The organism is uncultured Ferrovibrio sp., assembly GCF_937960835.1.
Lineage (GTDB): Bacteria > Pseudomonadota > Alphaproteobacteria > Ferrovibrionales > Ferrovibrionaceae > Ferrovibrio.
The window spans coordinates 184,142-197,227 of the sequence record NZ_CALGPC010000015.1 but is presented as its reverse complement, the minus strand read 5'-3'; the positions used below and the strand labels follow the sequence as shown (position 1 = coordinate 197,227).

Annotated in this window: 16 protein-coding genes; 7 read left to right on the top strand and 9 right to left on the bottom strand. The window is 63.2% G+C overall.

The genetic code is table 11. From position 1 onward, the window contains the following. The first annotated feature begins 19 nt into the window (after nt 1-19). Nucleotides 20-172: a hypothetical protein gene (locus tag Q0603_RS15025; RefSeq protein WP_298727088.1), complete on the top strand. Its 153-nt coding sequence runs from the start codon at nt 20-22 to the stop codon at nt 170-172. A gap of 357 nt (nt 173-529) precedes the next feature. Here Q0603_RS15025 and ychF read toward each other — a convergent pair whose 3' ends face one another. The 9 genes from ychF to lysS all read right to left on the bottom strand — a co-directional run bounded on the left by ychF (nt 530) and on the right by lysS (nt 9,296). Further along, nucleotides 530-1,630, bottom strand: coding sequence for a redox-regulated ATPase YchF (ychF, locus tag Q0603_RS15020; RefSeq protein ID WP_298727086.1), 1,101 nt, complete (start codon nt 1,628-1,630; stop codon nt 530-532). Nucleotide 1,631: 1 nt separating this feature from the next. After that, nucleotides 1,632-2,270, bottom strand: a complete 639-nt coding sequence (gene pth / locus Q0603_RS15015) for an aminoacyl-tRNA hydrolase (RefSeq protein WP_298727084.1) — start codon at nt 2,268-2,270, stop codon at nt 1,632-1,634. Nucleotides 2,271-2,334: 64 nt separating this feature from the next. Continuing rightward, entirely contained in the window at nt 2,335-2,991 is a 657-nt protein-coding gene (locus tag Q0603_RS15010) for a 50S ribosomal protein L25/general stress protein Ctc (RefSeq protein ID WP_298727082.1), read from the bottom strand. 95 nt (nt 2,992-3,086) lie between these two features. Then, nucleotides 3,087-4,019, bottom strand: a complete 933-nt coding sequence (locus tag Q0603_RS15005; protein ID WP_298727080.1) for a ribose-phosphate pyrophosphokinase — start codon at nt 4,017-4,019, stop codon at nt 3,087-3,089. Between the two features lie 95 nt (nt 4,020-4,114). Next, a complete protein-coding gene (locus Q0603_RS15000; protein ID WP_298727078.1) occupies nt 4,115-4,990 on the bottom strand; it encodes a hypothetical protein in 876 nt (291 codons plus the stop codon). Between the two features lie 65 nt (nt 4,991-5,055). Continuing rightward, nucleotides 5,056-5,838: a peptidoglycan editing factor PgeF gene (pgeF, locus tag Q0603_RS14995; RefSeq protein ID WP_298727076.1), complete on the bottom strand. Its 783-nt coding sequence runs from the start codon at nt 5,836-5,838 to the stop codon at nt 5,056-5,058. Then, nucleotides 5,835-6,935 carry an SAM-dependent methyltransferase gene (locus Q0603_RS14990; protein WP_298727074.1) on the bottom strand — a complete coding sequence of 367 codons (1,101 nt, stop codon included), beginning with the start codon at nt 6,933-6,935 and terminating at the stop codon, nt 5,835-5,837. Before Q0603_RS14990 ends, pgeF begins: the two co-directional genes overlap by 4 nt. Before the next feature lie 13 nt (nt 6,936-6,948). Beyond that, entirely contained in the window at nt 6,949-7,776 is an 828-nt protein-coding gene (gene lgt, locus Q0603_RS14985) for a prolipoprotein diacylglyceryl transferase (RefSeq protein ID WP_298727464.1), read from the bottom strand. Next, entirely contained in the window at nt 7,776-9,296 is a 1,521-nt protein-coding gene (lysS, locus tag Q0603_RS14980) for a lysine--tRNA ligase (RefSeq protein ID WP_298727072.1), read from the bottom strand. The genes lgt and lysS overlap by 1 nt, the downstream gene beginning before the upstream one ends. A 168-nt stretch (nt 9,297-9,464) precedes the next feature. Here lysS and Q0603_RS14975 point away from each other — a divergent pair, with 168 nt between their 5' ends. The 6 genes from Q0603_RS14975 to Q0603_RS14950 all read left to right on the top strand — a co-directional run bounded on the left by Q0603_RS14975 (nt 9,465) and on the right by Q0603_RS14950 (nt 13,066). Then, nucleotides 9,465-9,731, top strand: a complete 267-nt coding sequence (locus tag Q0603_RS14975) for an accessory factor UbiK family protein (protein ID WP_298727070.1) — start codon at nt 9,465-9,467, stop codon at nt 9,729-9,731. Between the two features lie 251 nt (nt 9,732-9,982). Further along, the gene (locus tag Q0603_RS14970) at nt 9,983-10,486 is read left to right on the top strand and encodes a YbjN domain-containing protein (RefSeq protein WP_298727068.1); all 504 of its coding nucleotides are present in this window, start codon (nt 9,983-9,985) and stop codon (nt 10,484-10,486) included. Nucleotides 10,487-10,560: 74 nt separating this feature from the next. Next, nucleotides 10,561-11,364 carry a pyrroline-5-carboxylate reductase gene (gene proC / locus Q0603_RS14965; RefSeq protein ID WP_298727066.1) on the top strand — a complete coding sequence of 268 codons (804 nt, stop codon included), beginning with the start codon at nt 10,561-10,563 and terminating at the stop codon, nt 11,362-11,364. 76 nt (nt 11,365-11,440) lie between these two features. Further along, complete coding sequence (locus Q0603_RS14960; RefSeq protein ID WP_298727064.1) at nt 11,441-12,106, top strand: TetR family transcriptional regulator; 666 nt, start codon at nt 11,441-11,443, stop codon at nt 12,104-12,106. Nucleotides 12,107-12,214: 108 nt separating this feature from the next. Further along, the gene (gene phaP, locus Q0603_RS14955; RefSeq protein WP_298727061.1) at nt 12,215-12,649 is read left to right on the top strand and encodes a TIGR01841 family phasin; all 435 of its coding nucleotides are present in this window, start codon (nt 12,215-12,217) and stop codon (nt 12,647-12,649) included. Nucleotides 12,650-12,730: 81 nt separating this feature from the next. Next, complete coding sequence (locus Q0603_RS14950) at nt 12,731-13,066, top strand: tRNA-binding protein (RefSeq protein WP_298727059.1); 336 nt, start codon at nt 12,731-12,733, stop codon at nt 13,064-13,066. Nucleotides 13,067-13,086: the final 20 nt, after the last annotated feature.

Here is a 13,086-nt window from a genome sequence, read left to right as displayed (position 1 = left end):
CCGCGGCAGGCACCTGACGATGGCAATCCTGCAGATCGTGAAGGAGATCACGCCGCTGCGGCGGCAGTTTCACAGTAATGGGATCGCACGCTCAGTTGGCGAGCGCGGCGGAAACCAGGTGACCATCGGGCAACTGCGACCGGCGGCGATGCAAAAGCCTTTTTTGATCTGACGGCTGAACAACTCGTCGTCCAGATCAATGCCGCTGCCCAGGTCGTGCTGGATTACCGAAGCCGGCATATGGATCTGCTCAGAATTCTTGCAAGCAGCAGCGTCCGAGGATGTGATGACGGTACAGAGGGGGCCTCGATCAATGCCGGTTCGGAGCAGAACCGCCAGCCGGAGGCCCGCAACTGTATTACGAATCACATCCAGGCGGCTGCCGAATGCGCCGGTCCGTCCTCAGATCGAACGAACTGCCCGAATACGAGCTACCGCCGCCCGTGGTTCTAGAAGCGCGGAGGCTTCATGAGCGACGGCTGCCTGGCTGACCGGCGTTGTAAACGGTGCTTGTGATCGGGTGCTGCGATCAGGTGTTGAAGCGGAAGTGCATGACGTCGCCATCCTGCACGACGTAGTCCTTGCCTTCCAGGCGCAGCTTTCCGGCATCGCGTGCGCCGGCTTCGCCTTTGCAGGCGACATAATCGGCATAGGCGATGGTCTCCGCGCGTATGAAGCCCTTCTCGAAATCGGTATGGATGACGCCGGCGGCTTCCGGCGCCTTGGCGCCCTTGCGCACGGTCCAAGCGCGGGCTTCCTTCGGGCCGACCGTGAAGAAGGTCAGCAGATCGAGCAAGCCATAGCCCGCGCGGATGACGCGCGCCAGGCCGGTTTCCTTCAGGCCCAGATCGGCCAGGAAGGCCTTCTTTTCCTCGTCGCTGTCGAGCTGTGCCACTTCGGATTCGATGGCGGCCGAGATCACCACCATGGCGGCGCCTTCCGCTTCGGCCTTGGCTTTGACGCGTGCCGAGAAGGCATTGCCTTCGGCAGCCGAAGCCTCTTCCACGTTGCACACGTAAAGCACCGGCTTGGAGGTGATCAGCATCAGCTCCTTGTAAAGCTTCTTCTCATCCTCGGTCGGTATCACAGTTCGGGCCGGCTTGCCCTCGCGCAGCGCGGCCAGAACCTTCTCCATTATGGCAAGGCGGGCCTTTTCTTCCTCGTTGCCCTGCTTGGCGCGCTTGGCCGTCAGATCGACGCGGCGCTCCAGGCTTTCGAGGTCGGACAGCATCAGTTCGGTCTCGACCGTCTCGGCATCGGCAATCGGATCGACCTTGCCTTCCACATGGGTGATGTCGCTGTCCTCGAAGCAACGCAGCACATGGCAGATCGCATCCACCTCGCGGATATGAGCGAGGAACTGATTGCCCAGGCCTTCGCCTTTCGAAGCACCGCGCACCAGGCCGGCGATATCGACGAAGGTGAGCTGTGTCGGGATGATCTTCTGCGAGCCGGCGATCTGCGCCAGCACGTCCAGGCGTTCATCGGGCACGCCCACGAGGCCGGTATTAGGCTCGATGGTGCAGAAGGGATAATTCGCCGCCTGGGCCGCCGCGGTCTGCGTCAGCGCGTTGAACAACGTCGACTTGCCGACATTGGGAAGGCCGACGATGCCGCATTTGAAACCCATGTTACGCGTCCTTTGAGTCTGTCTTGTTGTCCTGGTCCGGTTTCAGCGCTTTTTCCTTCGCCGCCTTTTCCTTGGGCGGCTGCAGGCGCAGCGCCACCTTGGTCAAGAAACCGGAATCGTCATTCCTGGCCAGATAGCCGGCCTCGGCGGCAATGGCATCCAGCAGCGGATCGAGCCACTGATGCTCGTCCGCATGGAAATTCTGCAGCACATAGCCCAGCACGCGGTCCTTGCCCGGATGTCCGATGCCAACGCGCAGGCGGCGGTAATTCGGCCCGATGGCCGCATCGACTGACCGCAGGCCGTTATGGCCTGCATGGCCGCCGCCGAGCTTCATGCGGATCTTGCCTGCCGCCAGGTCCAGCTCGTCATGGACGACCACGATTTGCTGCGGCGGAAGCTTGAAGAAATGCGCCGCTTCGCCGACCGCCTTGCCGGACAGGTTCATGTAAGTCTGCGGCTTCAGGATCAGCGTCTTGACGCCGTCCAGCACGCCTTCGGCGACCTCGCCGTGGAACCGCTTGCGATAGGGCTGGAAATTATGGCGCTCGGCGATGGCATCCACGGCCATGAAGCCGACATTGTGCCGCTGCCGCTTATGCTCGTTGCCGGGATTTCCGAGACCGACGAGGAGCAGCATGGCCGTATCGCATCAAAGTAAGAGGGAAGGGACGGCGCGGATGACCACGCCGTCCCAGGGATGATTACTTCTTGGCAGCCGGAGCCTTGGCCGCAGCCGGCGCAGCCGCGCCAGCGGCCGGCGCCGCTTCGGCGGCAGGCTTGACTTCGTCTTCCTTCAGCGGCGCGGCGATGGTGGCGACGGTGAAGTCGCGGTCCTGAATCACCGGCTTGATGCCGTCGGGAAGCGCGAAGGCGGAAATGTGGATCGAATGGCCGATCTCCATGCCCGCCAGGCTGATCGAAATCGCCTCGGGGATGTTGTCCGGCTGGCAGAAGAACTCGACCTCGTGGCGCACGATGTTCAGCACGCCGCCCTTCTTCAGACCCGGCGACTGATCCTGATCGAGGAACTGCACCGGGATGAAGACGCGGATGCGCGAACCCTTGCCGACGCGCTGGAAGTCAACGTGGATCGGACGGTCGGAGACCGGATCGAGCTGCACGTCGCGCGCCAGCACGCGCTCGGACTTGCCGTTGAACTCGATGGTGAACAGGCGCGAGAAGAAGCTGCCCTTTTGCAGTTCCTTCAGCAGGTCGCGGCTGTCGACCGAGATCAGTTCCGGGGTCTGCTTTTCGCCATAGATGACCCCCGGCACACGACCCTTCAGTCGCGTCGCACGGGCGGTCCCCTTGCCGGCCCTAGCCCTCGCCTCGGCGGCGATGGTGGTTACGTCACGCATAATACGCTCCTTGGTTAAACTCGGCCCGGCACCATGCCGGAACCGATCCCGGCGCCGGCCTCCAGGGGTGCCGTGCGCCGAAATTCGGAAACTTGTTAATCGAACAGGCTGGAGACCGAGGTCTCTTCGCTGATGCGACGCATCGCCTCGCCGATCAGCGGGGCGATCGACACCTGGCGGATATTGCGCGCCAGGCGGACCGCTTCGGTCGCCAGGATCGAGTCGGTGATGACCAGGCCTTCCAGCTGGCTGGCTGTGACACGGGCCACCGCGCCGCCCGACAGCACGCCATGAGTAACATAGGCGTAGACGGCCTTGGCGCCATGTTTTTTCAGCGCTTCGGCCGCATTGCACAGAGTGCCGGCGGAATCGACGATGTCGTCCACCAGGATGCAGCGGCGGCCTTCGACGTCGCCGATGATGTTCATGACTTCCGAAACGCCGGCGCGTTCGCGGCGCTTGTCGACGATGGCGAGATCGACATCCAGGCGTTTCGCGATGTTGCGGGCGCGGACCACGCCGCCGACGTCGGGCGACACCACCATCAGGTCGTCGCCCTGCAGATGCTGCTTGATGTCGGCAGTCAGAACCGGGCCGGCCATCAGGTTGTCGGTGGGAATATCGAAGAAGCCCTGGATCTGGCCGGCATGCAGATCGAGCGTCAGCACACGGTTGGCGCCGGCGGCCGTGATCAGGTTGGCGACCAGCTTGGCCGAGATCGGCGTGCGCGGACCGGGCTTACGATCCTGCCGCGCATAACCGAAATAGGGAATCACCGCCGTAATGCGCCGCGCCGATGCGCGCTTGAGCGCATCGATGCAGACCAGCGTTTCCATCAGATGGTCGTTGGCGGGATAGGAGGTCGACTGGATCACGAAGACGTCCTCGCCGCGGACGTTCTCGTGAATCTCGACGAAGACCTCCATATCGGAAAACCGACGGACGCTCGCCTTGGCGAGGGGAACGGAAAGATAAGCCGCAATGGCTTCCGCCAGCGGACGATTGGAATTACCCGCCAAAACCTTCATGACAGAGCTCTAGGATGCGCCGGACCCGGGGGAGAAAACCGGGCGGACTATAGCCGCCGACGCCGGACCTGTAAACCGGCAAAAACATAGAACAATCAAGATCTTGGAGGAACGGCACGCAGACCGGGCCGGCGTTGCGCCTCAATGATCCGGCTGAGTCCCTGCCAGCCGCCCTGGGCAATGATGTGAGCGGTGTTGCCCCAGGCCTGGCTCAGCTGCCCGCGGGGGATGCGGTTGGCCTGCTTGACCTCGCCCAGACGGCGACCGTCAGCGGTCAGCAGGGCCCATTCAATGGCTACGCGCTCGGAATCGGGGGTATCGGACCAGACCCGGACCTGGCAGGCGATCAGATAATCGGCGCTGTCCTTGTCGGGCACCGGCGGGATACCCGCCAGGATCAGGATTTCCCGCAGGGCCTGGCGCAGGCTGCGGTTGCCGTCGCCCGGAGCGCCATCGCATTCCAGCAGCGACAGTTTTGCCGGTGCCGCCTCGGCGAAATCGTTGCCGACCGCCTCGTTCAGCTTGGCGGAAATGGCATTCGCCATGCTGGCGGCTGCCTGTTTGATGACGGCAGGATCGCCCGCCGCGAGCCGGTCAGGGGCGATCCCCAGCGACTGCTCGCCGCCCTCCTGGGCGGTGTTGTCGGGGGCGATCTTGCTCCAGCGCCAGACCGTATCCATCCCACGCCGCTCCAGCGACACGGTCAGGACGGAGGAGAGGACGCTGCGTGCGCGGTCGCTGGCCGGGACTTCGCGTTCGGCCAGGGCCTCCGCCAGCGCATCAGACAGCGCCGCGTCTTGCGGCGCCGGCAGGCCCGCAACCGGCGGGATGAACAGGCTGGTCTCGCCGATGGGACGCACCAGCGGACTGGCAGTGCGGCCTTTGACCTCCGGCTGGAACGGCTGCGGCAGCGGCTGACAGGCCGCTATTCCGATGATCGCGAAAAGGGGGAGGACTTTAAGCCAGGACACAGCTCACCATCATGCCGAGCAGAAAAATCGCGAGAAAGAAAAACAGATGCGGCATGAGAAGGCCGTCACGCCGGCAACATGATTGCCGAGATCTGCCGACCGTAATCGGGCTCCCCCGCCAGGGTCGCGCGCCGATAACTGAAGAAGCGTTCGGCGTCGCTACAGGTGTCGAGGGCGAGGTTCTCCGCAGCGACCTCTGCCCGCGACAGCCGCCGCATCAAATAGCCCGGCAAATCGAATTGCCAATGGCCTTCGCGCTTTCCAGGTGCAAAAAAGATTGAATTGCCGTGCTCCGCTTCCAGGAAAGCCGCGCGGAAGGGATCGCTCACTTCGTAGGATGCTTGCCCGATCGTAGGACCGATGACGGCGTGAATGCGGTCGCGCCGCGCGCCGAGCTTTTCCATCGCCTCGATGGTCGCATCGGTAATGCCTGCGAGAGCACCACGCCAGCCGGCATGGCAGGCGCCAATCACATTGGCCTCCCGATCGGCAAACAGCACCGGCGCGCAATCCGCACTCAATATTCCAAGGGCGATCCGGCGCCGTGTCGTCACCATGCCATCGGCCTTGGGGCGGACCGAGAGATCGTAACCATCATCCACGACAACAACGTCTCGGCCATGCACCTGATACAGGGAAACCAGCCCCGCGCTGGCGCCTAAAGTCGCGGCAACGCGGCGGCGGTTCTCCTGAACCGCCGCGGCATCGTCGGACGAGCCTGGGCCGCAATTCAGCGACTGGTAAATCCCTGTCGACACGCCGCCCTGCCGGGTGAAGAAGCCATGGGGAATACCAGCCAGCGATAATGCGGTGGCGGGGTCGATCTTGCCGTTGGCGGAAGCATTCATGCGAAACCTGCCGGGGCGGGAGATTCGGGCGGCATCAGAGCCATGACCTTGAAGAGGGTGCCCATCTCCTCGGGTGCGGTCAACCGGTGTAATGCAGCATCGATCTCAAGCCCTTGTGTTTTGCTGCCGCTTTGCTTCAGGCGCGCAGCGCGCATCTCGATGCCCAAAGCCTTGAGGAACTCGCCCTGGGTGACCGGGCCAAAGGTGATTGCACCAGCTTCGGCTGCCGCCTTGGCGAAGGAGGCGAAATCGACATGGGCCGTCAAATCCGCCAGTCCAGGTTCCGCCAGCGGATCAGTATAGGCATGGCGGTAGACGGCTTGCAGCGTTTCGCCAATGCCAGGCTGAGTATAGCCGTAATCGACGAACAGTGCCGCGCCGCCTTGCAGGCGCAGCCGCACGGCAATATCCGCCGCCGTGGCTCGCACGGCGGGACTGGACTCGATGATCGATCCGGGCGGCGCATCACGTAAGGCGGGCGGCAATACGGGATCCAGAGGCAGCGGGCGGGGGGCCAGCTGAAATTGCAGATGGACGCCGTCCTCGGCGAGCCCGACGCAGCGCTCATGCCAGGCGCCATCATCGCCGCGCTGGAATTGCCGGACCGGCAGGGCATCGAGAAATTCGTTGGCGAGCAGGATCAGCGGTGCATCCTTCGGAATCGCCGCAATATCCTCGTGCCAGATCGCGCCGACGTCATCGCCGAGCGTCTTGCGCTGAGCGTCGCGCATGCGCTGAGAAGCCTCGATCAGCACTGGCGTCAAAGCCGCGCGGAAGGGCGGCAGGGCGCGAGCGGCGCGCAAGGCATCGCGCATCAACGTGCCGCGGCCGGGACCAAGCTCGACCAGATAAACCCGTGACGGTCCGCCCATCTTCTGCCAGCAATCGGCGGCCCACAGGCCCAGAAGCTCGCCGAACATCTGGCTGATTTCGGGTGAGGTGATGAAATCGCCGCCGATGCCGATGGCTTCCTGGCTGCGGTAATAGCCATGCTCGGGGTGCAGCAGGCAGTCGGCCATGAAAGCGGCGACCGTGATCGGTCCTTGCGCGGCAATGCGACGGCGCAGAATATCCAGAAGTGGCGCTTCAGGGCCCACGGCAATTCGACCGTTACGCTGCAGCCCGCTTGCGGGCCCACCAGATGAGGCCGATGCCAAACAGCACCATCGGCAGCGAAAGCCATTGTCCCATCGTGGTGCCGCCGATCAGGTAGCCGATCTGCGCATCGGGCTGACGGAACAGCTCGCCGATGATGCGCGCCAGGCCATAACCGATTAGAAAAACGCCGGTGAGCATGCCGTGGCGCTGCATGATGCCGGTATTCCAGCGCAGCAGATTCAGCAGCAGGAAAAGCAGAAGGCCTTCCATGCCGGCCTGATAAAGCTGGCTCGGGTGGCGCGGTTCCGGTCCGCCGGTCGGGAAGACCATGGCCCAGGGAACGTCCGGCGCGACGCGGCCCCAGAGTTCGCCATTGATGAAATTGGCGATGCGGCCGAAAAACAGCCCGATGGGTGCGACGCAGGCAATGATGTCGGTGAAGACAAAAAGCGGCGCGCCGATGCGACGGCAATAGATCAGCATCGCCAGGATCACGCCCAGCATGCCGCCATGGAACGACATGCCGCCCTGCCAGACGGCCAGGATGCCGGCCGGATGCTGCAGGTAATGGTCGAGATTGTAGAACAGCACGTAGCCCAGCCGCCCGCCGAGCACGACGCCCAAGGTCGCCCAGATCAGGAAACCGTCGATCTGCTGCGGCGTGACGGCATGCGCAAGATCCGGACTGCTCGGCTTGGCGGCGATGCGCATCGCCATGCGCCAGCCCAGCACCAGACCGACGATATAGGCCAGCGCATACCACCGCACCGCAAAAGGCCCGATGGAGAAGATCACCGGGTCGATCACCGGAAAGGCGATGGCGGGTAGCGTGGTGAACATCATTCCTCGGTTTCGCCCACGGCACGCGGCCGCAGGGTGGGGAAGGCGATGACTTCGCGGATGGTCTGCGAATTGGTCAGCAGCATCACCAGACGGTCGATGCCGATCCCAAGCCCGCCCATCGGCATCATGCCGGCGGATTGCGCCTTCAGAAAATCCTCGTCCACGCGATGGGCTTCTTCGTCGCCATCATCGCGCTGGCTTTGCTGCTCTTCGAACCGCGCGCGCTGCTCCTGCGGATCGGCCAGCTCGGAGAAGGCGTTGGCGATCTCCCAGGTGTTGCAGAAGGTTTCGAAACGCTCGGCAATCTCCGGGTTCTCGGGATTGGCCTTGGCCAGAGGCGAAATCGCCTTCGGCAGCGCCACGACATGGGTCGGCTGGATCAGGTTCGGCTCGACGAAATGCTCAAAGCAGGCTTCCACCACCTTGCCCCAGTTCGCCTTGTCATCGATCTCGATGCCGGCCTTGCGCGCAGCCTCGCGGGCGGTGGAGTCATCTAGGCCGTTCAGGTCGATATTGCCGTGCTCCTTGATCAGGTCGAGCATGGAGGCGCGGCGGAACGGCGGCGTGAAGTCGATCTCGTGGTCGCCGAATTTCACCTTGGTGCTGCCGGTCGCGATCTTGGCGACATGGGCGATGGCGCGCTCGGTGATGTCCATCATGTCCCTGTAATCGGCATAGGCCTGATACAGCTCCATGGTGGTGAATTCCGGATTGTGGCGCGGCGAGATACCCTCGTTGCGGAAGCAGCGGTTGATCTCGAACACCTTCTCGCTCAGGCCGCCGATCACCAGACGCTTCAGATGCAGCTCCGGCGCGATGCGCATGTAGAGCGGGATGTCGAGTGCGTTGTGATGCGTGATGAAGGGACGTGCGATGGCACCGCCCGGGATGCTGTGCAGCATCGGGGTTTCGACTTCGAGGAAGCCTTCATCCGAAAGAAACTGACGCATGCCCTGGATGACGCGAAAGCGCGTGCGCAGGGTCTGCCGGCTTTCCTCGTTGCTGATCAGGTCGTATTCGCGGTGGCGATAGCGCTGCTCGACATTCTTCAGGCCGTGCCACTTCTCCGGTGGCGGTTCCAGCGCCTTGGCCAGCACGACGATTTCTTTGGTGTCGACGGTGATCTCGCCGCGCTTGGTGCGGCGGACGGTGCCTTTGACGCCGATGATGTCGCCGAGATCAAGCGCCTTCATGATCGGGGCCAGGCGGCCCTGTACATCCTCTTTGGCGGTATAGATCTGCAGCTTCACCGTGTCGTCGACCAGATCGATGAACATGCCGCTGTTGCGCATGGCCATGATGCGGCCGGCGACGGCGACCTCGTCTTCGGTCCGCTCATCCGGCTGTAGATGCGCGTACCTTTCATGCACGGCCGCATTCTTGTGGCTCTTCGGGAATTTCGGCGCCTTGTACGGATCGAGGCCAAGCTGGCGGAGCTGCTGCAGCTTGGCTTCGCGATTGGCGCGTTCGCCAGAGGCGGCGGGGGCGGCGGTATGGGCAGAAGTCTGATCAGTCACGGCGATTTGGTCGCAATTTCCATGGAATGGGCGGGGAACCTAGCACCGCCCCTGGGGCTTTCCAACCGGTCCAACCGCCAGGAATAGCTGTGGATAATGGGCGGGGATGCTTGCAGCGCCGGATCAGCGTGATCATATGCGAGGAGATGCCGTCCATGGAGTCGCCCCATGCAGACCGATAATCGCCTTCTCGACGATCTCAGCCGGATTGCCACCGGCGCGCTTGGCACGCTTCAGGGCGTAAAGGGCGAAGTGGAGCAAGCCATCCGGCAGCGGCTGGAACGCGCCCTGGCCGATATGGACCTCGTCACCCGCGAGGAATTCGAGGCCGTCAAAGCGATGGCGGAGGCCGCACGGGAGGAAAATATCCGCCTCGCCGAGCGCCTCGCCGCGCTCGAATCCAAGCAGAATGGCGGATTCGTTGATCAGGCCTAAGCTCAGCCCGGATCAGGCTAATTTCGTGAATTTTTCGTAAATCCGCTCTTGCGTCAAAATGTTGAGCCGCATACTCTAAATCTATGGTGCGTTTCGTTTCGCGACACCAACATGTATGGTCAGCCGAGGCGGTGGGGGCTAGCTCGGCCAAGGCCGTTTCGGTCCCCGCCCTGGGGGAAAATTCCCATCCAATGAGCCATTCCGGGTCACTCGCCGAGAACCGGCCCGCCGCACAGGGGGAGTGCTAGCGCATGCGGACTCTTATTGAAAATGAGACCTCCAGCCGTCTCAATCCGCTCGATCTGGTCGAGCAGATCGTGGGCGAGCATGAATGGCCCTTCGATCGCCAGGGACAGGATGAGCTCACGGTCGGCGTGTCCGGCCGCTATTGCGAGCATCAGATGTGGTTCTCCTGGCGGGAAGAGCTTGGCGCGCTCAGCTTTACCTGCGCCTTCGACATGAAGGTGCCGGCGAACCGGCGGAAAGACCTGCATTCGCTGCTGGCCTATGTGAACGAGAAGGCCCTGATCGGCCATTTCGACCATTGGGTCGAGGAGGGCATGATGGTGTTCCGGCAGTCCTTGCTGCTGCGCGGCGGTCCCGGCGCTACCAGTGAGCAGATCGAGGATCTGATGGAAATCGGCCTGTCGGAATGCGAACGCTTCTATCCGGCCTTCCAGTTCCTGGTCTGGGGCGGCCGGACTCCCGAGGATGCCGTCGCCGCGGCCATGTTCGAGTGCGCCGGCGAAGCATAATCCTGCACTGACGCTTACCCGCGCGCCGGCATCCGGCTAACCTCCGCCGCCAGAGTATGGCGAAGGAGGATCGGATGAGCCGGGGCATTCTTTTGGTTGGTTGCGGCAAGATGGGTGGTGCCCTGCTGGCGGGCTGGCTGGATCGCGGCGTTGCGGCGGCGGATGTTGTGGTGGTCGAGCCGAATCCGGTTGCCGATTTGCCCTCCGGCCTGCGTCAGGTGGCAACCGCCGATGCCGTTCCTGGCGATTTTCGCCCGGCCATTGTTATGCTGGCGGTCAAGCCGCAGGTGATGGACCAGGTCGCGCCGGCCTATGCGCGCTATGCCGAGAGCGGCGTCTGCTTCCTGTCGATTGCCGCCGGCAAGACCATCGCCAAGCTGAACCAGCTGCTCGGCGGCAAAGCCGCCATCGTGCGCAGCATGCCCAACACCCCGGCTGCGGTGGGCGCTGGTATCACGGTCTGCTGCGCGAATGACGCTGTGACGGATCAGCAGCGGCAGACATGTCAGTCGCTGCTGGAAGCGGTCGGCGAAGTCGGCTGGGTGGAAGATGAGGGGCTGATCGATGCGGTCACCGCCGTATCGGGCTCAGGCCCGGCTTATGTCTTTTGGCTCACGGAATGTCTTGCGGCTGCTGGCGAGAAAGCAGGCCTCGATTCTGCTTTGGCCGCGCGTTTGGCGCGGGCGACTGTCTGCGGCTCCGGCCTGCTGATGCAGCGCAGCCCGGAATCGCCGGCGCAGCTTCGCAAGAATGTCACCAGCCCCAACGGCACGACCCAGGCGGCGCTCGACATATTGATGGCTGCCGATGGCCTGGCGCCGCTGATGGAGCGCGCAGTGGCTGCCGCAGCCCGGCGATCCAAGGAGTTGGCCGGCTGAAGCGGCCTTGCCGCTGGGGGGTAAGCCCCCACATTATCCCCAGGCATGCCCGGCAGGCGATCCTAGGGAGACAGTGATGGCGAAAGCGGCGAAGCGCAAAACAGGTCCCATGGAAGAGAAAGCGGCCAGAACCGCTGCGGCAGGCGCGGATCCCATCGACGTCATGATGACGCTGGTGGCGGCGGAGGGCTGGCGGGCTGTCACGCTGGCTCGCATCGCAGTCGCATGCGACATGACCCTCAGCGAATTGTATGGCCGCTACCGCTCCAAGGCCGATCTGCTGGTCGCCTATGCCCAGCGGGTGGATGCCGCGATGCTGGCAGCGCTTGGTCCTGTGCCGGAGACGGCAGAGGAAGGTGTGGTGAAGGACCGCCTGTTCGAAGCCATCATGGCGCGCCTGGATGCGCTGGCGCCGCACAAGGCCGCGGTCCGTGTCCTGATGCGGGAATTGCCGGCCGACCCCCCGGCGCTGGCCTGCTTCCTCTACGGCGGGCTTCGCCGTGGCCTGGACTGGGCGCTGGCGGCGGCGGAATTGGATGCCCCGGGCCTGTCGGGCTTTCTGCGCCGCCAAGTCCTTGGCGCGATCTACCTCGACACATTGCGCGTCTGGCTTTCAGACGATGGCGCCGATATGGCCCATACCATGGCGCATCTGGACAAGCGCCTGCGCCAGGCCAATCGATGCCTGACAGCACCGGGATTTCTTTCGCGAGTGCGAAGATTTAGCCGTAATTCCCCTTAATCGTCTAATTTTAATAATAAAATTTTATTGTGCAGTGCACAATAAATGATTGACAGTGCGCCGCTCAGCCCCTAGACTCCAATCATCCTCATACCCCCGGAGCTGGCCATGAAAACCACTGAGAACCCGTTTGCCGCGTTCGATTTCACCAAGATGTTCGGCGACCTGAAGGTCCCGGGCTTTGATCCTGCGAGCCTGGCTGCTGCACAGCAGCGCAACATCGATGCGATCGCTGCTGCCAACAAGCGCGCCCTGGAAGGCTATCAGGCGCTGGTAAAGCGCCAGGCCGAGATGTTCCAGGAGACCATGCAGGAAATCGCCCGCATGATGAAGGAAAGCGTCGGCACCGGCGCGCCCGATGCAAATCTCACCAAGCAGGCCGAGATGCTGCGTCAGGCGGTCGAGAAGGCGCTGGCCAATATGCGTGAGCTGACCGAGATGGCGTCCAAGACCAACAGCGAAGCCTTCGAGACCGTGCAGCGCCGCCTGCAGGAGAATCTCGAGGAGATCAAGAACAGCTTCGCTCAGGCGAAGAAGAAGTAACCCCGCGAATCACCCCTTCAGGCGATTTGCAGGCCGGCGACGGGCGGGTAATCTCCCGCCCGTTCGCATTTGAGGGGCGGCATGACAATCACCATCGACGATTTTCACAAAGTCGATATCCGCGTGGGGACGATCAGCCGAGCGGAGCCTTTCGTCGGTGCCCGCAGGCCAGCCATCAAGCTGTGGGTCGATTTCGGCGCCGAGATCGGAATCAAGAAATCCTCCGCTCAGATCACCAGGCATTACCAGCCCGACCGGCTGGTCGGACGGCAGGTGCTGGCGGTGGTGAATTTTCCGCCCCGGCAGATTGCATCCTTCATGTCTGAAGTCCTGGTCCTCGGGCTGCCCGATGCAGACGGCGAGGTGGTGCTGATTGGTCCCGATCAGCCGGTCCCGAATGGCGGCCGGATGTACTGACCAAGCCAGCGTATTGGGCA